The 20,919-nt window shown below is 63.1% G+C and carries 21 protein-coding genes; 6 read left to right on the top strand and 15 right to left on the bottom strand.

Translation table 11 applies throughout. The annotated features are described in order from the left end of the window. The first annotated feature begins 43 nt into the window (after positions 1-43). A complete protein-coding gene (locus ACFQO4_RS12410; protein WP_253436580.1) occupies positions 44-634 on the top strand; it encodes a 50S ribosomal protein L15e in 591 nt (196 codons plus the stop codon). Positions 635-828: 194 nt separating this feature from the next. Continuing rightward, positions 829-1,263: a universal stress protein gene (locus ACFQO4_RS12405; protein ID WP_500261223.1), complete on the top strand. Its 435-nt coding sequence runs from the start codon at positions 829-831 to the stop codon at positions 1,261-1,263. A gap of 52 nt (positions 1,264-1,315) precedes the next feature. Here ACFQO4_RS12405 and ACFQO4_RS12400 read toward each other — a convergent pair whose 3' ends face one another. Genes ACFQO4_RS12400 through ACFQO4_RS12390 form a run of 3 tightly spaced genes read right to left on the bottom strand, consistent with a single transcriptional unit; the run spans position 1,316 to position 3,708 of the window. Beyond that, positions 1,316-1,909 (bottom strand): NUDIX hydrolase, encoded by a 594-nt coding sequence (locus ACFQO4_RS12400; protein ID WP_500261222.1) that lies wholly within the window; start codon positions 1,907-1,909, stop codon positions 1,316-1,318. 12 nt (positions 1,910-1,921) lie between these two features. Further along, the gene (locus ACFQO4_RS12395; protein ID WP_500261221.1) at positions 1,922-2,542 is read right to left on the bottom strand and encodes a DUF7109 family protein; all 621 of its coding nucleotides are present in this window, start codon (positions 2,540-2,542) and stop codon (positions 1,922-1,924) included. 26 nt (positions 2,543-2,568) lie between these two features. Next, complete coding sequence (locus ACFQO4_RS12390) at positions 2,569-3,708, bottom strand: glycosyltransferase family protein (RefSeq protein WP_500261220.1); 1,140 nt, start codon at positions 3,706-3,708, stop codon at positions 2,569-2,571. A 229-nt stretch (positions 3,709-3,937) separates the two neighbouring features. On the opposite strand from ACFQO4_RS12390, the gene ACFQO4_RS12385 reads away from it, so the two are divergent. Continuing rightward, a complete protein-coding gene (locus tag ACFQO4_RS12385) occupies positions 3,938-4,108 on the top strand; it encodes an HVO_0758 family zinc finger protein (protein ID WP_254157149.1) in 171 nt (56 codons plus the stop codon). Here ACFQO4_RS12385 and ACFQO4_RS12380 read toward each other — a convergent pair. The 4 genes from ACFQO4_RS12380 to ACFQO4_RS12365 form a co-directional block, all read right to left on the bottom strand. Then, positions 4,105-5,217 (bottom strand): aldo/keto reductase, encoded by a 1,113-nt coding sequence (locus ACFQO4_RS12380; protein WP_500261219.1) that lies wholly within the window; start codon positions 5,215-5,217, stop codon positions 4,105-4,107. The two genes, ACFQO4_RS12385 and ACFQO4_RS12380, sit on opposite strands and share 4 nt — an antisense overlap. A gap of 87 nt (positions 5,218-5,304) precedes the next feature. Next, on the bottom strand, positions 5,305-6,450 hold the full coding sequence (locus ACFQO4_RS12375; RefSeq protein WP_500261833.1) for a DHH family phosphoesterase: 1,146 nt from the start codon (positions 6,448-6,450) through the stop codon (positions 5,305-5,307). Positions 6,451-6,587: 137 nt separating this feature from the next. Continuing rightward, positions 6,588-7,493 (bottom strand): SDR family oxidoreductase, encoded by a 906-nt coding sequence (locus tag ACFQO4_RS12370; protein WP_500261218.1) that lies wholly within the window; start codon positions 7,491-7,493, stop codon positions 6,588-6,590. A 40-nt stretch (positions 7,494-7,533) separates the two neighbouring features. Beyond that, positions 7,534-7,959 carry a DUF5791 family protein gene (locus tag ACFQO4_RS12365; protein ID WP_500261217.1) on the bottom strand — a complete coding sequence of 142 codons (426 nt, stop codon included), beginning with the start codon at positions 7,957-7,959 and terminating at the stop codon, positions 7,534-7,536. Between the two features lie 325 nt (positions 7,960-8,284). Between ACFQO4_RS12365 and ACFQO4_RS12360 the strand changes: the two genes are divergently transcribed. Next, positions 8,285-9,298, top strand: a complete 1,014-nt coding sequence (locus ACFQO4_RS12360; RefSeq protein WP_500261216.1) for an outer membrane protein assembly factor BamB family protein — start codon at positions 8,285-8,287, stop codon at positions 9,296-9,298. Positions 9,299-9,319: 21 nt separating this feature from the next. Here the strand turns inward: ACFQO4_RS12360 and ACFQO4_RS12355 are convergent, their stop codons facing one another. Genes ACFQO4_RS12355 through ACFQO4_RS12345 form a run of 3 tightly spaced genes read right to left on the bottom strand, consistent with a single transcriptional unit; the run spans position 9,320 to position 14,282 of the window. Continuing rightward, a complete protein-coding gene (locus ACFQO4_RS12355) occupies positions 9,320-12,610 on the bottom strand; it encodes a DUF7286 family protein (RefSeq protein ID WP_500261215.1) in 3,291 nt (1,096 codons plus the stop codon). After that, complete coding sequence (locus tag ACFQO4_RS12350) at positions 12,598-13,719, bottom strand: DUF7284 family protein (RefSeq protein WP_500261214.1); 1,122 nt, start codon at positions 13,717-13,719, stop codon at positions 12,598-12,600. Before ACFQO4_RS12350 ends, ACFQO4_RS12355 begins: the two co-directional genes overlap by 13 nt. After that, positions 13,716-14,282, bottom strand: a complete 567-nt coding sequence (locus tag ACFQO4_RS12345; protein ID WP_500261213.1) for a DUF7285 family protein — start codon at positions 14,280-14,282, stop codon at positions 13,716-13,718. Before ACFQO4_RS12345 ends, ACFQO4_RS12350 begins: the two co-directional genes overlap by 4 nt. An 88-nt stretch (positions 14,283-14,370) precedes the next feature. Here ACFQO4_RS12345 and ACFQO4_RS12340 point away from each other — a divergent pair, with 88 nt between their 5' ends. Further along, complete coding sequence (locus ACFQO4_RS12340; RefSeq protein WP_500261212.1) at positions 14,371-15,456, top strand: tubulin/FtsZ family protein; 1,086 nt, start codon at positions 14,371-14,373, stop codon at positions 15,454-15,456. Between the two features lie 104 nt (positions 15,457-15,560). Here ACFQO4_RS12340 and ACFQO4_RS12335 read toward each other — a convergent pair whose 3' ends face one another. The 5 genes from ACFQO4_RS12335 to ACFQO4_RS12315 form a co-directional block, all read right to left on the bottom strand. After that, positions 15,561-15,917 carry a hypothetical protein gene (locus tag ACFQO4_RS12335; protein WP_500261211.1) on the bottom strand — a complete coding sequence of 119 codons (357 nt, stop codon included), beginning with the start codon at positions 15,915-15,917 and terminating at the stop codon, positions 15,561-15,563. Between the two features lie 136 nt (positions 15,918-16,053). Next, on the bottom strand, positions 16,054-17,238 hold the full coding sequence (locus ACFQO4_RS12330; protein WP_500261832.1) for a DR2241 family protein: 1,185 nt from the start codon (positions 17,236-17,238) through the stop codon (positions 16,054-16,056). A 55-nt stretch (positions 17,239-17,293) separates the two neighbouring features. Further along, a complete protein-coding gene (locus tag ACFQO4_RS12325; RefSeq protein WP_500261210.1) occupies positions 17,294-18,169 on the bottom strand; it encodes a CbiX/SirB N-terminal domain-containing protein in 876 nt (291 codons plus the stop codon). Positions 18,170-18,254: 85 nt separating this feature from the next. After that, positions 18,255-18,893, bottom strand: a complete 639-nt coding sequence (locus ACFQO4_RS12320; RefSeq protein WP_500261209.1) for a DUF7524 family protein — start codon at positions 18,891-18,893, stop codon at positions 18,255-18,257. Positions 18,894-18,902: 9 nt separating this feature from the next. Further along, positions 18,903-19,100, bottom strand: coding sequence for a methytransferase partner Trm112 (locus tag ACFQO4_RS12315; RefSeq protein WP_312908819.1), 198 nt, complete (start codon positions 19,098-19,100; stop codon positions 18,903-18,905). 146 nt (positions 19,101-19,246) lie between these two features. On the opposite strand from ACFQO4_RS12315, the gene ACFQO4_RS12310 reads away from it, so the two are divergent. After that, positions 19,247-20,917, top strand: coding sequence for a GAF domain-containing sensor histidine kinase (locus ACFQO4_RS12310; protein WP_500261208.1), 1,671 nt, complete (start codon positions 19,247-19,249; stop codon positions 20,915-20,917). Positions 20,918-20,919 lie beyond the last annotated feature (2 nt).

Here is a 20,919-nt window from a genome sequence, read left to right as displayed (position 1 = left end):
ACGCGAGATCGCTTCTGAACCGGGAAACGCCCGCAGACTACCAATGGCACGAAGCTTCTACTCCCACATCAAGGAGGCATGGAAGAACCCGGGCGACGGCAAGCTCGGCGAACTGCAGTGGCAACGCAAGCAGGAGTGGCGCAAAGAAGGCGCCATCGAGCGAATCGAGCGCCCGACGCGACTGGACAAGGCGCGCGAACTCGGCTACAAAGCGAAGCAGGGGATCGTCGTGACGCGCGTCGCCGTCCGCAAGGGGAACGCGCGCAAGCAGCGACACAAGGCCGGGCGCCGGACGAAGCGCCAGGGCGTCAACCGCATCGGTCGCCGGAAGAACATCCAGCGCATCGGTGAAGAGCGCGTCTCTCGCAAATACCCCAACCTCCGCGTCCTCGCCAGTTACTGGGTCGGTGAAGACGGCGGGCAGAAGTGGTTCGAAGTGATCCTCGTCGACCCGAACCACCCCGCTATCCAGAACGACGACGACCTCAACTGGATCTGTGCCGACACGCACAAGAACCGCGCCTTCCGCGGGCTGACCAACGCCGGCAAGTCCAACCGCGGTCTCTACAACCGCGGCAAGGGAACCGAGAACGTCCGTCCCTCGCTGAACAGCGGCAAGCGCAGTTCCGAGTAATCGGCGACGTCGAGCGGTCGAGCACTCGAGTCGCACTTTTTGCTCCCTCGCGAGCGTCGCTGTCGTATTCGTTCGCGTGTACGGTCACCCGAGCGCCGCTGCCGTTTCCATTCGAATCCAGCTACGCGAGCGAGCGTTCCAACCTACCAGGGACGGTGGCTGATATTAACATACTGGAACGTGTACGTCCACCCATGCAAGATCGAATCCTGGTTCCAGTCGACGGCTCCGACCGCGCGGCAGACGCCCTCGAGTTCGCGTTCGAGGAGCACCCGGACGCGACCATCGTCGCCCTCCACGTCATCGACCCGGCCGACCTCTACGGGGCGCCCGGTCTCGAGGGAGGTGCGATGATCAACTACGAGGAGATCCACCGACAGAGCAAGGAACGTGGTGAGACACTGCTCGGGAACGTCGACGAGAAGGCGGCCGACCGCGGCGTCGACTGCGAGACCGAACTCGTCGTCGGGCGCGTCGCGCGCTCGATCATCGACTACGCCGAGGAGAACCCGGTCGAGCAGATCGTGATCGGGAGCCACGGTCGGCGGGGTGCGAGTCGAATTCTCCTGGGAAGCGTCGCGGAGACGGTCGCTCGTCGCTCGCCAGTCCCCGTGACGATCGTTCGGTGAGTCGGTCCATACGGGTCTCCTGGCACATCCCTACCACGGCGGGTCGTCGATACTAATACTGCGAGCGTTCGACCCGCTCGGGCGCCTCGAAGGGCGTCGACAGCTCGAGTAACTGGACGAGAATGCGCCCGGTTGCTCCCCAGACGGTGTAGCCATCGACGTGAAAGTAGTGGATAACGATGTCGCCGTAGTAGGGGTGGTCACGTCTGTCGTACTCGTAATTGTCCGGGTCGAGGAACCCCGAGAGCGGCAGGACGACGATTTCGGCGACTTCGCGCTCGTCCGGGTCGTACGATCGATCGGGAATTCGCCCGACGAACGGCGTGACGGCGTACTCCGTGACCGTTCGAATGTCGTCTAGCTGGCCGACCACGTCGACCGCCGACGGCTCGAGACCGATCTCCTCGTCGGCCTCCCGGAGAGCTGTCTCGAGGATCGAGTCGTCCTGGGGCTCCCTGCCGCCGCCGGGAAAACTCATCTGGCCGGGGTGTTCCCCGAGGTGATCGGCCCGGCGCGTAAAGAGGAGGTGGTCCTCGCCGTCGCGGTCGATCACGGGGGCGAGCACGGCGGCGTCGTACGGCTGGTCGTCGATCTCAGTCGGCTGGAAGTCGGTGACCGCCTCGAGTGTGAGCCGTCGGGTCGTCATACTGATCCTCGGTCAGGCGTCCTCGAGCGCCTCGATGAGTCTAGTTCGTTCGGCTGTCAGATCGAGCGGCGCCCATGCCTCGAGGTCGTAGCTCAGGTCGATCAGGTTCTCGATGGCCGTCTCGTCTGGGTGCTCGCTACCGTCGTCGCTCTCGTCCACGTTCTCGGGCTCGTCCATGCTCTCGCCCTCACCCTCGAGCACCGCCTCGACGTCCGCCAGAAACCGGTCTCGAGCGGCCTCACCGACCGCGTCCTGGTCGGGGTCGCGCGGCGACACGTCGAGAATGTGTGGGAGGTCCTCCGCGTGCTCGGGGGTGCGAGGGAACGCGGTCGGCCCGGGGACGAAGAGCGCGCCCCCGTCCTCGTTGGCGTTGCCGTCGCTGTCGCTGTCGTCGTCCTCGGAACCTCCATCGGTGGCACGACCAGCGTCACGAGGTTCGTAGCGAACCAGTGCGAACGCGTCCAGCGACGCCTCGATCGCACCCGCCGCGGCGTCCTCGTCGACCGACTGCCCGTCTGCGCGGAACGCGACCTCCGAGAGGGCGCGCTCGAGTTCCGTCCGGGTGAGCCCGCCGAAGAGATCGACGATCCCGGCGAGTTCGTCGCTCGTCCGCTGGTCGAGTCCGGTCCCCATAGCTCCTGCAACGAACGAAGCGGTGATTAGTCTTGCGTGGCCGACTCGAGCGAGGGAGCCGAAGGAGCCCACCGCGTCGCCGCCTGGACGAGCGCGTCCGGATCGACGGGCGCTGACGTCCAGGGTGGGAGCCGTCGTTCCCGTTCGGGTGGGGTGAGCGACCTCGCGTAGCGAGTTACCTGCTCACGTTCCCCGTCTCGATCGTACGAGAGACCGTTGAACGCCGCGTCGGCTCGGTACTGGTCGATCAGCCGGTCGGCGACCGTGCGATATCGTGTCGTCAGCGTTCCGTAGTCGATATCGACGTCGTTGGCCTCGAGCACGCGAAGAATAGAGGAGGCGACGTCCCGGCTCATCCCCTCGAGGCCGGATTCGCCGTCGACGACCCGGTGGTCGTGTCGGTGGATACCGAGATCGACCTGCGCGGATCCCTCGAAGCCAGCGTGTTCGAACGCGTCGCCGAGGGTCGCCACCTCGAGCCCCCACGCTCGGGGCGGCCGGAGTCGACTGGCGAAGTCGGCCGTCATCGCGAACTCGCCTGCCAGCGCGTATCGAAACGCGGCGAGGTACTCGACGACGGGATCGTCGTGCTCGGCACGGAGCGCCTCGATGAGCGGTTCGTAGAGGAGCCGACAAAGCCGTCCGTAGAGTTTGCCGTCCTCGACGCGCGCGTAGTATCCCTTCGAGAAGTCGTAGCCCATCGCCAGCGGCTGGAGCAACCGGGCGACGTGGTCCGGTCGAAAGCTCGTCGCGTCGGCGTCGTGGACGACGACGTACTCCCCCTGGGCAATCGCTGGACCGAGCGCGAGCCACACGTCGCGCCCCTTCCCTAGTTCGCCGTCGAGCCCTTTCCTCGTCAGCAGATCCTCGACGGCGGGTGCGTTACACCACAGTACCTGGGTCGGCAGGTCGAACGACTCGACCCACGCCCGAAACGACTCGATCCGGTCAGGGTCGGCCCGGACCGGAACGATCACGCGCTCGGGCGCCGACCGAATCGACTCGAGTGCCGACAGGACGCCCGTCGCCGCGGGACGCTCCTGTTCCCGATCGGTCATCGGCACGACGACAGCCGTCCGGTCGAGAACGGGCTCGAGGCCGTCGAATCCGATGGGGGCATCCGTCAGTCGGTGGAGCGTGGCGACGCGCTCCTGGGTGTACTCCATCGATGAACCGTTCGGCTGGAGGGTAAAAACGGCGACGAATTCGGCGAAGCCCGCCTCGAGGCTGTTATTTCGACTATCTCAACTCTACGAACGGGACGACCAGCCCGTACGAGGCCCGGAACCCGTGGCAACGCGCTTTGGCCCGTATCTACGCGGGGTCAGTGACATTCGAATCGAAATAGTTCCGAGACACCGGTCTTTTTCTTCTCCACCTTCGTAGAAGGTCAACATGAAATCTATCCGGAAGGCGCTCCGTGAAGGGGAACTCGAGAAAGACACCTACGAGCGAGTGACCTGCGCCGAGTGCGGGAAACCGCTGAAGACGGAGAACGACCCGGACACGATTACCACGATCCGGCGGTGTCCGAACTGCGAACGGGAGTGGAAGGAGATACGTTAGGACTCGTCGGAATCGCTATCTGGCCCGACGAAGAGGTCGTCGAACGTCGACGCACCGAGCGGGTCGAATCGTCCGGCGTCGACGTTCTCCTCGACGTGTTCGGGTCGGCTCATGCCGACCAGCGACGTCGTTACCCCCGGTGCCGACCGCGCGAAGTTGATCGCCCGCTGGACCGGCGAGTCGCCCTCTAGGACCGCCGCCACGTTCTCGGGGAGGCCGTTCGTCAGCTCTCCCTGTGCGATGCTCGCGCTCGTGAACACGTTGAGCCCGGCTTCGGTGGCAAACTGGAGGACGCTCTGGGGCCCCTCCGGACCGGGCTGACTCGCGACCGTGAACGCGTCGGCCATCGCGACGTTGAACGGCAGCTGAATCGCCCGGAAGTGCGTGCCACCCGTGCCCGCTTCGCGTGCGGCGGCGCGGGCGCGCTCGACGACTTCGGCGAGCGAGAGGTACGACGGGTGATCGTCCGGGACCCGGAACGCCTCCCAGGTCGCCACGCCGTAGTGTGAGAGGTCCCCCGCGGCCGCCCGCTCCTCGAGACGAACGAACGTCGCCTCGAGCTGGTCGTAGACGGCCTCTCGGGACCGCTCTCGTAACTGGGTCTCCGGGTTGTGCACGTAGTAGAGGTCGACGTGCGTGTCGAGGTTCTCGAGGGACCGATCCAGCTGGTCCTCGATGTAGTCGGGGGCGATGCAGTGGCTCCCCGCGACGAGATCCTCGCGGTCGACGAGTCCAGGCTCCACGTAGGTTTCCCTGACGTACTCACCTGGGTCGTCCGGGCGCTCGCCGTCGAAGGAGACGAAGCCGCCCTTCGTCGCGACGAAAATCGCGTCGCGGTCGACATTCGTCCGCTCGAGGGCCCGTCCGACAACGCGTTCGCTTCGCTGGCACCGGTAGTTGATCGCGGTGTCGATCACATTGGACCCGCACTCGAGCGCTCGCAGGATGGCGGCCTCGTAGTCCTCGTCGACGTCGTCCGTTGGTTCGCCGAGGTAGGTCCCGAGGCCGATGCTCGAGAGCAGGCCGTCGCCGTAGCGCCGGAAGTACGTTCGCCCGAACGCCTCGTAGTGGTCGTCGCGGTACTCCCAGGTCGCCGGTCCGGAAGCCATGTCCTCCACTTGGAGTGTCGGCGGTAAAAGCACAACTCTCCCGGGTTTCGAGTCGTGCGGTTCGACGGGCAGCCAGTAGCGACGGCGTCAGGAACGCTCGCCCGACATCGCCGAGAAGACGCGGTTTTCGAACTCCGGTTTGCTCACGCCGTCGGAGGGACCGATCCCGTTCATGTGATCGACCGACACTTGGCCGCCGCCCATGCGCGCGTGACCGCCCGCGTTTGCCATCGGGATGTCGCTGACTGCGTGGCGAAGGGCTTCACCCATGTGAACGCGGTCGTCTCGAGAGCGACCGGAGAGGTGAATCGTGCCGTCGTGTTCGCCGTAGACGACGACCGCCGTCACGCCCTCCAGGTGCATCAACTCGTCTGCGGCCTGGGGAATCGCGTCGACGTTACCGATCTCGCCGACGTCACAGATGGCGAACGATCCCTCGATGCGCTTCTTCTGGATCGCGTCGGCCTTGATCTGGAGTACGTCGTCGCTCACCTGCGGATTCGCGATCCGGTCGAGTTTCTCCTCGTCGATGGCGCGAAAGAGAAACGACGCAGCCTGGAAGTCGGCCGCCGAACACCCTTTCGTGAGGTGGTTCGTATCCGAGAGGATGCCGTAGAGCAGCCCCGTCGCCAGTTCCTCGGTCAACTCCACGTCGCCACCACCGGAGTCCTCACTATCGACCAGGTCGACGCCGGTCTCCTCGAGGTACTCGACCAGGATCGTCGACGCGGCGCCATACTCCGTTCGCACGTCGGTAAACGTCGTTCCCGTACCGTTTCCAGGGTGGTGATCGACGACGACGAGCGGTTCGACCATCTGAGCGCCGGTGAACCCCCTCGGCGTGTTGTGATCGACCAGTACGACCGTCTCGGAGTCGATGTCCGAAGCCGACTCGACGGTCTCGAGTTCGAGTTCGAGTACGGTTCGAAACGCTCGATTCTCCTGGTGGCGGATCTCGCCTGGATAGTAGAGCGTCGCGTCGGTGTCGACGCTCTCTGCGATCGCCGCAACGCCCATCGCCGAAGCCATCGCGTCCGGATCGGGGTTCGGATGCATCATCACCGCCACGTCGTCGTACTTCGTGAGGAGCCGTCGCAGCCGATTCCCTGGCGATCGGTTGAACCAGCGAAGAACCCACCAGCCACCGAGTGCGAGGGCCACGAGTCCGACGACTCCCAGCGAGAGGACGAGCGGGTCGATCACCCGTAACGACTCGATGGACTCGCTGACCATCCCGACGCCACCACTAGCACCATCGGCCACGGGATCGATTCGTGTGCCGCCCCGGGTTCCCATACCCCACACTCAAATTGAATGCCCATGAAGGTTCCCCTCGATTGTAACGTCCAAGAACCGCCTGTAATAACTGTCTACGATGGAGAATTCTCCAGATATGCCGTGATCGCTGACTCGTATCCTTCTCGATAGGTCGGGTACTCGAGATCGTATCCCAGTTCGCGCAATTTTGCGTTCGAACACCGCTTTGCTGTGAGGATTCGTCGCCGGGCCGCCGCCGAGAGATCCCCGGTCTCGAGTCGCTCTGCTTTCGTTCGCTTCTCGGGCGGCTCCAGGCCACATCGATCGGCCAGCCAGTCAGCGAACGCCCACTTCGACGCCGGTTCGTCGTCGACTACCTGTACGATGTCGCCGCGAGCGAGGTCGTGCTCGAGGAGGTATCGGATCGAACCGGCGGCATCGTCTCGGTGAACCATGTTCAGGTACCCCTCGGTGACCGGTCCCTCGAGATAGCGCTCCAGGCGGTACCGGTCCGGCCCGTAGAGGCCGGCAAAGCGAGCGACCGTCCCCTCGAAACTGTCCCCGTACTCGGGCGGCCGCTCGAGGGCGATTCGCTCGGCCGCCGCCAGCACCTCGGTCTTCTCGGTCGTCGGCTCGATCGGCGTCTCCTCGTCGACCCAGTCCCCGCCGTGGTCGCCGTGAACGCCCGTCGAGGACGTGTAGACGAGGCGTGTCGGCTGATGGTCTCGTTCGCCGAATACTCGGATCGCGGTCTCGAGTCCCTCAACGTAGACCTTCCGAGCGGCGTCAGCTCCTCGACCGCCGCTGCTCGCAGCGAAAACGACCGCGTCGGCGTCGGGGACGTCTTCCAGCGACGATGCGTCGGTTACGTCGGCCTGGACGGCCTCGAGACCGACGTCCTCCAGCGTCGCGAGTCCGTCGGCGGATCGACGAACGCCGATGGCCTCGTGGCCTCGTTCCTCGAGCTGACGGCCCAGTTCCAGACCCACGTATCCACAGCCGAGAATAGCGACGCGCATACCCGTACTCAGGAAGCCGGGTGCATAACGACTGCGCTCTTCACGTACCGCGCTCGACAATCGCGTGTTGAATCGCGACGTACTCCTCGAACGTCATCGGTGCGCGGCGTTCGATCTTCTGTTGAATCTCCGTGGGACCGAGGTCGCCATCGACGTCAGCCGCGAGTGTATCTACGTCGACGACGGCTGTCGTCATCCCTAACAGCAGGTGTTCACCCGCGAGCTCGACGATCGTCTCCGGGTCAGGTTCGCCGTCCTCGAGCGACTGAATTTGGGCGGCCTCCTCGAGGGTCAGGTTTGGTGCCTCCCCGTCGCGGAGCGCCTCCAGTTTCGATCGGTCGACGTCGGTTTTGGCCTCGGATTGGTCGAGGCCAGCGTGTTCGAGTGCCGAACGAAGGTCGTCGGCGTATTCGGTTCGAAGCGCGGTAGCGGATTCAGGGACGGAAAGGCGCTGCTCGTAGAACATATCTGGGAGAAGGTTGGTCAGCACCAAGTCGGTTTTCATCGACGTGTTTCGATTCGATATTCCGATATTGAGATCATAAAATCAAGTCAGTACATTATTATACTTTTGCTTCATCTGTCGGTCAATGCCTTCCCAGACGAGACGACGATGGCTCGCAACGTGCATTGGTGCAAGCGTCACGAGCCTCGCCGGGTGTGCAGATTTTGGCAGTTCCGATTCGCCAGAGACTAACTCGAACGACTCTAAATCCACTGGTTCGAACGATGGCGGACTCGTTTCGGGTGGACCCCGAGAAGGATCATCGGTCTCGAGCGACGAGTGGCCGATGGCCGGCGTCGACATTCAGAATACGGGATATCATCCGACAGCAACCGGCCCAACGGACTCGGTTTCGGAGCGATGGCGACTCGAGACCGGTGGCCGGATTACGGGTGGAGCAGCGATTGCTGATGGGACGGTGTATATTGGAAGTTGGGATTCAACATTTTACGCGATTGATTTGCTCGAGGGAGAAGTCGAATGGTCAGTAGATCGAGGTGCGTCAATGTTTCCAGAGAGTGCTGCAGTAAATGGGGAAGACATCTATGTAGTTGATGGAACAGGTAACTTAATTGCATGGAATAGACAAACCAGCGAACGCGTCTGGGATACGTTCAGTGAAAACCTTGCTATATTGAGTAGCCCACAAGTATTTGGGGGAACAATTTTTGCAAATACAGACGAGGATCGAGTTGTTACGATAAATTCTGAATCAGGAGAAATTCTGTGGACATACGAAGTTGAAGGTCGAGGATCAGAAGTGATCGCTGTATCGAACGATATCTTGTACGCAGCGAGTGTCCCTTCAGCAGTATATGCTATCGACATTAACACGAAGGAGTTAGTGTGGAAAACAGATATTGACGAAAGAGTCATGGGGTTATCTGTTGGAGAAAACCATGTTTACGCCGGAATCCGTCAAAGTCAATCCGTATATGCATTAGACTTAGAGACTGGTGATATTGAATGGCAATGTGATGTTAGCAATACAGTTGTCACTCCAATTAGTTATCATGATGGTTTCGTCTATGTCACCACTCGAGACGGTGTTGCATGTGTAGACGCAATTACTGGTGAACTAGAGTGGACGACTCAAACTGGTGGAGTTTGGGGGAGCGTTTCCCTCTCAAACGAATTGGCATATACGGGATCAAAAGATGGAGTCTATGCATTCGACAGAACAACTGGTGATGAACGGTGGTACTTCGAGACCGATGGAGAAGTCGCGTCGGAACCAGCTTTTGTTGATGGCATCCTTCTCGTCGGAACGAGAGAGGGAACGATCTATGCGCTCGAGTAAGTGGAGTTTCGAAGAACTCTCTTAGGAGCTACAGGCTACTGTCTCGCTGTTTTCGAGATGCCCAACATCGGGCCACGTTTCCGTACATTCAGTTCTAACCCCTGTACGATCACCAACTCCTTGTCCACCAGGTGGAACAACAATTACGACGACCGTACTCCCTCGAAACGATATCGCCTTATTCGAACCTAGTCGCTTCTGGTTGCCACCGATATTTACTGAAACGTTCTTGTCCTCTCGAACATAAGTCGTTCCTCCAGTATCCAGCGGCGTTCCAGTATTGGCTGCGACTTCAAATCGAGCGTACTTTGCTGCCACATCCACGTCCCACACGTTCGCCGTCGCAACCCAGTATCCCGGAACTGGTGTAATTGGAATGCCAGCAGGAACACGTTTCGGTGCATCGCCTGTCAACCAGTTCTCTTCATCACTAATGACAATATCACCATCTTCGTTGATAATCTCTGCATTTTCTAACCGTTTCTCGATTACGTCATCAGTTATCTGGTCGATCTCTGCTCGTATTTCAGCATCTATCTCCTCTAATCCAGATTGGAAAGAGATAGTCTCGTTCGCGATATTCTCAGTAATAATTGGGCGGGCAATCGCCATAACCTTTGCTTCCCATGCACTTTGTCGCCCATCAAAGTCACTGGGGTAATCCTCAGCCACTTCTTCTACAATTACTTCAGAAATTGGTTTCGTAATATTCCCATCTCCGAGGTCGATAGCTGTCTTATCGATCGATCCATGTCCGTCAAGATATGATTCAATAGCTGATTCGATGCTAACACGTTTCTGTTCAAAATCTGGATCTTCTATACCATATAACTCCGAAGAGACACTGTCTGAGATATCGTAAGAGATACTTGAGAACCCGGTTCCAATTGCAGATTCAATCTGTGTTATCTCCCCCTCTAAATCAGCACCCACCGCCTCCGCCAACTTCGCCGCCCGCAACGTCTCCCCCGCCGTCCGCATCGGCACCCGCTGCTCTTCCTCCCCGAGATCCAACCTCGGAATCTTCGACAGAATACCCGTCATCACCGAATCGTACGGAATCGAGAAGTAGTTCGCATTTCGCGTCGCCATCGGCGCAAATTCCGAATCGTTCCCCACCGCTGGCACCCGATCAGCCGTCACGTTCTCCGTCACCAGATACGACGGCGATCCCGACACCCGATAGCTCACCCCCTCGAGCAACGGAACCTCCTCGATCGGCTCCGGTTCCGGTTCCGACGCGCTCATCGCCTCCTGCATGTACGCCGTCGCATCGCCGAGCCCCGAATTCGCCTCCTCGAGTTCGTCGTCCAATCCGGCCATCACGTCGTCGTGCGTTTCGGCAACGGCTTCCAGGTCAGAGAGCAGGAGTTCGAAGTACGCGAGACGAGCCTCGTACATCGCCTTTTCCGCCGGGTCGGCGTACGGACCTTGTCGATCGAGGTAGGCGTCCCGTTCGCCCTCGACCTCCGCGATCAAATCCTCGACGGGTCCGTCCTCGCCAGATTCTTTGATCATGTCCGCACGTTCGAAGGTCACCTCGAGGCCCTCGAGGTCGTACTGGATCGCGGTGAGATCCTCGACCACGTCGGCCTCGAGGACGCCGTATTCGTAGTCGGCATCGAGTCGTTTTCGCGACGGGATCCCGAGGGAGCGCTCGAGGTCGGCTCCGGAATGAGCCTCGACGGCGGCGTCCGAAATCAGCGTCTCGAAACTGGTTTCGGTGCGTGCGCCGACGAACGCGTTCGCCGCTCTGTCGGGGACGTCACTGAAGTCGCTCGAGTAGACGCCGGCCCCGCCGTACTTTCGGTGAACGCCGTACTCGGTTCGGGCCTTGACCTTGGAGTCCGGGCTGTGATCGGCTTCGTACAGACGAACGCGCACGTCGAACGTACTCGTCGCGGTCGCGTTGGTCTCGATCCGTTCGGTCTCGTTCGTGCGAGTATCGTTCCAGGTCGCGGTGCGTTCGAAGCCGTTGACGACGGTGGCGTCGTAGGTGTAGTACGAACTCGCCCGACCAGGATTACGGACGGTGACGTCGGTGACCGTCGTGTTACGGTACGTTCTCGGCGAGCGATCCAGACGCTCCCAGTGTGCGCCTTCGTCGGGCGGGGCGGGTTCTGCTCGCGTGTGTGTTTCGTCGATAGTGACGCTCGAGGCGGCGTCGACGGTATAGACCCGATCGAACGCCGCCGGGATCGAGTGCTCGTTGTCTTCGTCGAACATGTATCGAAGCGGCATGTACGCACTCTCGCTGACCGCGATCGTCTGTTCTTCGTCCATCCCGGGTGCGTGACCGGAGAGGTCCTGTAGTGACGGCGCTTCGGGCGGGTTGCCGCCGACCTGATCGCCGTAGACGTACTGGAAGGAATCACACACGTCCTGGCTGTCGATGCTCGGCGATTCGCCGTCGTTGTAGCCGCCGTAGAGGTCGTCGCCGTCTTTGGCGGCGAGACAGAGCCAGGCCTGGCGCATGGCGTCGCCACCGTCGACGTCCTGGGTCCCGAAGACGCCGCGCTGGGTCGCGTAGGCGGCGCTGTTGGCCGTCACCTCGACGTGGCGATTGGCGATCACCTCCGAGACCGGCATCCCGGCGTACTGGGCGTAGCCGCGGGCCCACGCGAGCGGGTATAGCCGCCCACTGAATTGCCGGCCAAAGCCCGATCCCTCGAGCGCACCGGTGTTGAGTGCGGTCTCGTAAGCGGCTGTCCGGCGCTGGAGTTCGAATAGTGGCGTCGGCACGGAGACTGCCACGGGTTCGACGCGGCTCGCGACCGTCTCGCCGTCGTGTTCGACGGTCGTTCGGACACCGTCGATCGTCACCTCGAGCCGGCCGGTGTCGTCCGCCGAGACCGTCACCCGGTCCATCCCACGTTCGAGCGACTCGAGGTCGGTCGCTGGCGGGACGGAAACGGTCGTGGTCGTTCCGCGGACGTCCTGCCCGGCGCCCGCGAGGTTCCTCTGTACGTTCAGGTAGATCCGAAGGGCGAAGTAGTTCTCGAGAATTTCGCGGTCGCTACTGGCGTTGACGAGGTCTCCGTAGGGAGTGTTCGCGGGTTCGATAATCGGCTCGCTAGCCACCTGGTCGGCCGCGTCAAGGGTCGCGTGTCGGATGGCCGTTTGCGTCGCGGCGGTCGTTCGGTCCATGGCGATAGCGGGATCGACGTCGGTTTCGGGGGCTGGTCGTGACTCGAGTGCGCCAACGAGGGTGATACTGCTGACGAGCAGCAATACGCCGATGAGCGCGAACGGGACTCGTCCGCGGTCGTCGTCCGCGAGCGAGATGGTGGGCGTTCGGGTCACGTCTCCCACACCCGTACGACGATGGTGACGTCCTCGACCGCGATGGTGTCCACGGCTTCTTCAGGGGTATCGAACCGCGCTTCCATGTCGGCAGCCATCGATTCGGCGAGGGCGCCGACGAGGTGTGCGTTCGCCGCCTGTGCGTCGCTATTAGACTGTTCGAGCGGGCCCTCGAGATCGGCAGGGTTGATCCCGTCCAGGGCAGTCGCGAACCGTTCGTACCGATAGACGGTTCGATCACGGTCGAGGCCGCCGCGTTCGAGTACGAGCGACGTCTGCTCCGGCGGGAAGTACCCCTCGACGATTGCCGTGGAAACGCTGGTTGCGATTGGGTGGTACGCCTCTATTCCCGGATTCTCGTCCTCGTCCTTGTTCCCGTTCTCGCCGCGACTCTCACCCTCGTCCCCGCCCCCACCCTCGTCTCCGCCGAAATCGGCGGAGTCGAAACGGTCGAAATTGAAGCCGCTGGGTACGGTCATCGAGACGCTACTCACGTCGGCGGTCGGTGAGGGGGTCGGACCGATGCGTGCTCGGCCCTCGAGCGGCGCCCCCTCGTAGGGCGTCCAGTGGGCCGCCACGGCGACGTCACCGTCGACGACAGCGAATTCGCTGACGATCGGTCCCTCGATCGCCGTCGCGAAGAGGCGACCGTCCTGCGTGAGCGGTTCGTCCTCGAGCGACACGTTCGCGAGTGCGGCGTCCGCGAGAACGCCAGCGGCCGGACCGTGTGTTACGCGCGTGAGTTCGCTCCTGCTGTAGTCGTCCGGATCGTCGTAGGCGTCCTCGGGAGCGCGCTCGAGGGCCGGTTCGAGTGTGTATTCGACGCTGACTGTCGTCGAGCCGAGCAGTTCGACCGCGTGGGTCGCCGTTTCGGGGGTGTGGCCGGTGTCCTCGTCACCTGCGAGATAGATGCCGAGAACGCCGACGGCGGCGCTCATCAACACGAGACAGAGTGCGACGTCGAGGACCGTGCTGACGGCTCGTTCGTCGCCGATGTAGCGCCGCCGAGTGCTGATATTAGCCGCGGCCGTCTCGGTATCGGCCGTGGACGACTCGAGGCCAGGTACTGGCGACAAGAGGCCAGATACTGACGAAAAGAGATCGGGTACTGACGTCACGACCGGACCTCCACGTGGAGCGTAGCGCTCGACACCTTCCCTGAGGGGTCGAGGATAGCTATCGGACGGGTCGCGGTGTCGTGAGCGTCCGATTTCCCTCCGAGAGTTGAGGCGGATGAGGGCGGGCTATCACCCGTTGCAGAGCCACGCTCGTACCCACCGTCGACGTACCTCGCCCAGCGTCGCGTTTCTGGGTGACCTTCCTCGAGTGCCAGTATCGTCACCGTCACGGTCCGGTCGCTGGGCAGTCGATCCGTCGGGATCTTTGCGACCGGGTCGTCCGGTCCGGTCGGATCGTAGACGCCGTCGGCGGCGATGGTCGCGTGCACTGCCTCGAGCGTAGGTTCTGCAACGAAGCGGTCGCTGCTCGTCTGTCCCATCCCTGAGAGTGCGCCGGCGTACACGCCGAGTGCGAGACAGACCGTGGCGACGGCCACGAGTGCGGCGAGCGGTTCGGTTTGGCCGCGCCGGTTCGAGCGGTCTATCGGTGGACCCGTACTCGGGTGAGGCAGGCCCTCGAAGTACCGTCGAATTACCCGGCGAGCGGTGGGAAACAGGAACATGCCCCTCTCTGGCCGCCCCATCGTATATAAACGTCAGACCGTGAAAATGATCCGGAACGTTCAACTTGATTCCCTCGGAGTCCTGCATATGAAAGTAGCCCTGATTGGTATCGGCCAGGCCGGCGGGAAGGTGGTCGAGCACCTCACGAAATTCGACGCTGAAATGGACTTCGACGCCGTCCAGGGAGCGTTCGCCATCAACTCCGCGACCCCGGACCTCCAGTCGCTCGAGCACGTCGAGACGCACCTGATCGGTGCCGACCGGGTGAACGGACATGGCGTCGGTGGCGACAACGAACTCGGTGCGGAGATCATGCAGTCGGACGTCCAGGAGGTACTGGGCGACCTTGACGGCCACGTCACCTCCAGATCCGAGGCAATCTTCGTCGTGGCCGGTCTCGGCGGCGGCACCGGGAGCGGCGGCGCGCCGGTCCTCGTCCACCACCTCCAGCAGGTCTACGACATTCCAGTGTACGCGCTCGGCATCCTCCCCGGGCGAAACGAAGGGTCGCTGTACCAGGCGAACGCGGGCCGATCGCTGAAGACGATCGTTCGCGAGGCTGACGCGACGATCCTCGTCGACAACGACGCCTGGCACAGCCAGGGCGAGAGCGTCGAGAGCGGGTTCGAGTCGATCAATCAAAACATCGCGCAACGATTCGGCTTGCTCTTCGCGTCGGGCGAGGCCGTTGAGGGCGTCGGCGAGAGCGTCGTCGACTCGAGCGAGGTCATCAACACGCTCCGGCAGGGCGGGATCGCCGCACTGGGGTACGCGAGCGCGCCGTCGAGCGACGACAGCACGCAGAACATTCGAAGCGTGATGAGCGTCTCCCGGCAGGCGTTGCTCACCGGGACGAGTTTGCCGGAGGCGCGCGTCGGCGACGCGGCGTTGCTGGTCATCGCGGGGAAACCGGAGACGATTCCGCGCAAAGGCGTCGAGAAGGCGCGGCGCTGGCTCGAGGACGAGACCGAGAGCATGCAGGTTCGAGGTGGGGACTTCCCGCTCGATAGCGATCGGATCGCCGCGCTGGTCCTGCTGGGCGGCGTCGAACGCTCCGACCGGATTCAGGAGTTCCTCGACCGCGCACGTGCGGCACAGCGCGCCGAAGACGAGAAAGCGGCCGGCGACCCCGCGGACGCGTTCGCGAACGACGAACTCGAGAATCTGTTCTGAAGGCTGTCGGCCTTCAAGGGAGTGCCGGGATTCCCTCGGTCGTCGAGCCCCCTCGATTATCGACCATCGATCACTCGACGTGGACTCCGCTCACCACTCACCGCTCACTCGCTCGGGTTTTCGTCCTGTACCTCGACGATCTCCGCCTGCTCGAACGTTTCGATCCCGCCCTCGAGTCTGACCTGGATGGTCTTTCCGGGGAGCGCCGAATTGTCGTCCTCGTTCGACCGTTGGGGGACGGAGACGGCGGTGACGCCGTCGATCGTGACGTCGCGACGCTGGATGGGATCGCCCTCGTACTCGACGGTTTCCCAGGTTTCGACGTCGAACTCTTCGATATCTTCGCCGAAGTACTCCTCTGACTCCCGTTCGATCGAGTCCGCGGTCTGGGATTCGCCGGTCGTTCGGTTGTCGTCGAACTGGACTTCCTCGTGTTTGTACTGCTCGAGCTGGACGAGCATGCCATCAGTTACCACTCGAGCGGGCAAAACGCTGTGTGCGGCGTATGCAAGAGACCCGTACCTCGAGCGTACGGAGAAGGAGCGGTACTCGAGACTCGAGGAGGCCGACGATCCCATCTCGAGGGGGTTCGGCTCGCTAGCGACCGGCCGCTTCCTCGCCGAGCGAACCGTCGTCCATTCGCTTCGCGCGGAGGTATCGCGCACGGTAGCGGTTCGCGCCGTCGTAGACGTCCGCCTCGCGGATCTCGCCGACTCGTCCGTCGGCGACGGCGTCGACAATTTCGGCCAGCTGGTTCATCTCACTGGTTGTCAACTCGAGTTCCCACGTCTTCTCCTCCTCGCTCTCGAGGATGGCCCACTTCCGGGCCGCCGCGATGACGAGCGAGCAGGGTTCCCGGCAGGGGAAGACGCCGTCGCCGGGGTCGGTGTCGATCGGATCGTCGGGTGTGTACTCCCACTCCCGACGTTTGAGACACTGGGAGTCGACGCAGCAGGCCTCGGTCAGCCACTCGAGGGCCTCTCGCGGGAGTTCGTCGATCATGTCGTAGATGCCGGTCTGGCGCTCGGCCGTCTCAAGCCAGTGGTCGACGTCGAGGTCGCCGCGTCGCTCGCGGTGCCAGTTAGCGATGGTGGCCGGGTAGATCGTGCGGACGGTTTCGACGAGGTCGTCACCCGACAGGTCGGCGAAGCGCCACCCCGTTACGAGCGTCGGCGCGGTCTTCAGCGGCCGGTACCGCCCGTCCTCGTCGTAAGTGACGATTTCGCGAGCGTCGCGAGGGTCGTCGTGATCCTCGAGCGTCTCGTCGGTGGCGTCGGCGTCCTCGACGTGACGGATCTCGTAGACGCGCTCGCCGCGGCCAGCGCGGTCGCCGTTTTCCGTCGCGAGGCGAGCCGTAATCTCGAGTTCGCCCCAGTGACGGACGAAGCCCGACTCGAGGGCGTCGTATCGTTCGCGGACGTCGCCCGCGTCCGTTTTCGTCTCTCCTGTCTCGACGTCCGGATCGTCCAGCGGCGCCCCCTCACACCATCGCAAGAACGCGCGCCGAGCGGTTCCACGGCCGCCGACCGTCTGCTCCCAGACGTACCAGTTCGTGACGTAGGGGGCGATCGGTTCCAGCGTCCGGCGGAGGTCGTCTCTCGACGCTGGGCCCGCGCCCGCGTCAGCGACGGTCGACGTCTCGAGTTCGACGATCGCGGTCGGGGTCTCGAGTCGGTAGGCTGACTCGTCCGTGACCCGTTTCGCGATCAGTCCGTCGAAGTCGATCGTCGGTTGGCCGTCCTCGTCAGACTCGCGGATCGTCTCGAGGAGCGCCTCGAGCACCTCTTCGGCTACTCGCCACCCCGTCGCCTCCAAGTCGGGAGCGTCTTCGACCACGTCAGTCACCCGCCGCCGGCGTCTCGCTCGTCCAGGACTCGACTTGCTCGAGCGCGTCGCCGACGTCGGCGCCGGCGTCGATCGCACGTTCGAGGATCACGTCGGCCATCAGCGGTTCCGTTCCGACCGCTCCGGCGTACCAAATGCGCTGGCCGTCGACGATGCCGGGCACGTCCCAGCCCGTTCGGTAGTCGTCGGTGAGCCGCATGTCCTCGGGGATGTCCTCCTGGGTGTGAAAGCCGTCGGCGACGAACAGCGGGACGACGACGACGTCCTCGGTTTCGAAGAAATCGGTGACGTCGTCGACTTCCGGCTCCTCGTCCATGTAGAGGGCCCGCACTTCGTCGAAGCGATCCATCTCGCGGATGCGCTCGGTGTGGTGTTCGATGGCCTTCGCGGAGTTCTCGTTTCGCTCGGTCCCGTGACCGACGACCGCGAGCCCAAACCCGGGGCCGACGTCGGGGTCGTCGGTCACCGTCTCGGCGCGCTTGACGATCACGTCGGTCATCGCGTCGTGGGTCCCAACGGGGCCGCAGTAGTGGACCGTCTTCTCGGCGTCGCCGACCTCGAGCGTGACTTCGGTGGCGTCGGTGCCGTCGGAGTCCCACAGGTCGGGGTCCCAGCCTTCGAGGCGGAGTTCTCGCGGGATCACCTGTTCGGTGAAGTATCCCTCGCTGATGAACAGCGGGACGACGAACACCTCGTCTGCTTCCACCGTGCGTATCACCTCCCGGAAGTGGGGCTCTTCCTTCCAGAATCCCTCCCGAACCTCGTCGAAGGCGCCCGTCTTCCGGATCGTATCCGCGTGGTCGTACGTCGGCTGTGCGGAGTCCGGATTCAGGTGCGATCCGTGTGCCACGATGACCAGCGCTTGCATACTTGGCCGTTAGGATGGCAGCGGTTTATCGACTTCGCTGTCGGTACGTTCGGTGTCGGCGTCGGTGTTTTCTATCTCCTACCCTCTACCCCGGAGGCTCGAGCCGTCCGACCAGCAGGGCGACCGCGACGACGACCCCGACCGAGACGATCAACACGCTGACGTACGCGACAGTCCCGCCGATGACGGCTGCCGTCGACCAGGCAATCGCGATCGCGAGAACGGCGAGAGCGAGGACGCCGAGGGTCCCGGGATCCAGGCCGCTGACGGCTCGAAGCTGTTCGACGGTGCGCTCGAGCGCCGTCGGCTCCGGCTCCTCACGGGCGGGTTCGCCGAGCGTCTGGTCGACGTCGACCGGCCGGGTCGTCGGGAGCAAGGTCACCGCGAGCGTCGTTTCGGTCGCGCCGTACCCCGTCGAGAGGACGATCGATCCCTCGAGCGGCGCCTCGAGCGCCACCGGATCGAAGTCGATCATGATGGGGGTCGGTCGGTCGGGGTCGACGTAGTGGTTTCCGTCTCGAGTGTTTCCATTGCCCCCGTTCAACGCCTCGATCGACGCGGCACCCGCTAGCTCGCCGGTCAGCCGGCAGTGAACGTGTGCCGGCCCGCCCTCGCTCTCGAGTCGGATCTCGAACGGGTGGCTCGCCTCGAGCGAGCTGGCGCTGGCGGTGAGGCTGTCGGACCCGGTTCGATCGACGGTGACGGTGGCCGCGTGACGGGACACGAGATCACCTTATGCCGGCGATTGTTCGCGCATGTCCGGAGGGAGCAGGTTCGGAATGCCGTCTTCGATCGGGTACGATTCGCCACAGCTGGTGCAGACGAGCGATCCCGAGATAATCTCGTCGTCCTCGTCGTACTCGGGGTCCTCGAGTTCGAGGTCGTCTTTGTCGAGCGGGCAGCAAAGGATCTCCAGCAACGACTCGTTCATGGTTCGACAGGGGACCGCATCCAGCAAAAGGTTTCGGGAACGGCCGCGTGTCGACGATTGGCTGACGGTCGTGAACATTTATATGAGTGGGTGAGAAGGAGAAAGCGAGACGACGGCGTCGAACGCTGGTCTCTCTCCTCTCGACTATGGTTGCTTCGAAGACCGTCGAATCCATCGGGCGACTGGGCGATATTGCGACGACACTCGATGCGTGTGCGTCCGTCGAATCGGTCTACGAGCACGCGGTGATCGCGGCGGCGGACGCGCTGTCGTTCGAGGCCGCGAGCATCTGCACCCTGAGAGATGGGCACTTGTTCCCCCGGGCAGTGTACGCGAACCACCTGATCCCAGGCCAGGCCCTCTCGGCTGACGCCGGCATCGCCGGCCGAACGCTCGCAACCGGGTCCACCATCGTGGTCGACGACCTCCGAGACGACGCCGACGCCGCCCCGACGTGTGACTCCTTTCGCTCGGTCCTCTCCATCCCAATCGCCGACGACAGCGTATTCCAGGCGTTCTCGTCGGAACCAGGCGCGTTTTCCGACCTCGACCGACAAATCGGCGAGACGCTCGTCGCAATCGTGGTCAACGCTCGAACCAGCGTCGAGCACGAGGCAGCACTGGAGGCCGAACGGGATCGATTCGCCGCGCTGTTCGAGAACATTTCCGACGCGGCTGTCCAGTACCGAATCGAAGGCGAGAGTTACCGGATCGAACGCGTCAATTCCGCGTTCGTTCGCGTCTTCGGGCGCGACGCCGAATCGATCGTCGGCGAATCGATCGCGGACGTACTCGAGGCACCCGACGACGGAGGTGACGACCCCACCCGAACACCGCTGGTCGAACACGTACCCGACGGCGAAACCGAAACTGAAGTCGTCAGAAACACGCCCTCCGGACCGCGGCCGTTCTTGCGTCGAACGGTCTCGGTCGCTACGGGCGGCGAAACGATCCGAGGATACCGGATCTACACCGACCTCACCGAGCTGAAAGTCCGGGAGCGCGAACTCGAGCGACAGAACGAGCGTCTCGATCAGTTCGCGAGCATCGTCAGCCACGACCTCCGAAATCCCCTCACCGTCGCGAACGGCTATCTGGGGTTCGTCCGAGACGAACTCGGCGACGACCACGATGCCGTCGCCGCAATCCAGCAGGCTCACGCCCGAATGGAACAGCTCATCGACGACGTACTGGCGGTCGCTCGCACGGGTGACGCGACGGGGAGCCTCGAGCTGGTCAGACTGTCCGCCGTCGCCGAGCAAGCCTGGGAACACGTCGACACACGAGACGCCTGTCTCGAACTGGACGACAGCGGTGTCTGGATCGATGCGGACCCGACGCGTTTGCTCCAGTTGTTCGAGAACCTGTTCCGGAATTCGGTGGAACACGGTTCGGCACGCGATCGCCGTGGGTCTCGTGGTGCTGACGTGGTGGAGCACGGCACCGCTTCGGATCAATCCGGGTCAGAATCCGACCATGGCGGCGATTCGCCAGGAACTCGAGACGAAGCGGCGGTCTGCGTCCGGGTCGGCACGTGCGACGACGGGTTCGTGGTCGAGGACGACGGCCCCGGGATCCCCCCGTCTGAACGGGAGGCGGTGTTCGAATCCGGCTACAGTTCGGACTCCGGAGGGACCGGACTCGGTCTCGCGATCGTCGATCGAATCGCGGACGAACACGGCTGGAGCGTCGAGTGCACCGACGGGTCGGCTGGTGGAGCGCGATTCGAGTTCACGGGTGTCTATCTCATCCACGAATCCGCGGTTGAAACGACCGACTCGTCAGCGGTGACGGAATCGAACGGTGATGGTCAGTGATT

The organism is Saliphagus sp. GCM10025334 (assembly GCF_042663485.1).
Lineage (GTDB): Archaea > Halobacteriota > Halobacteria > Halobacteriales > Natrialbaceae > Natronosalvus.
The sequence above is the reverse complement of the archived record's forward strand: the minus strand, read 5'-3'. Positions and strand labels throughout refer to the sequence as shown.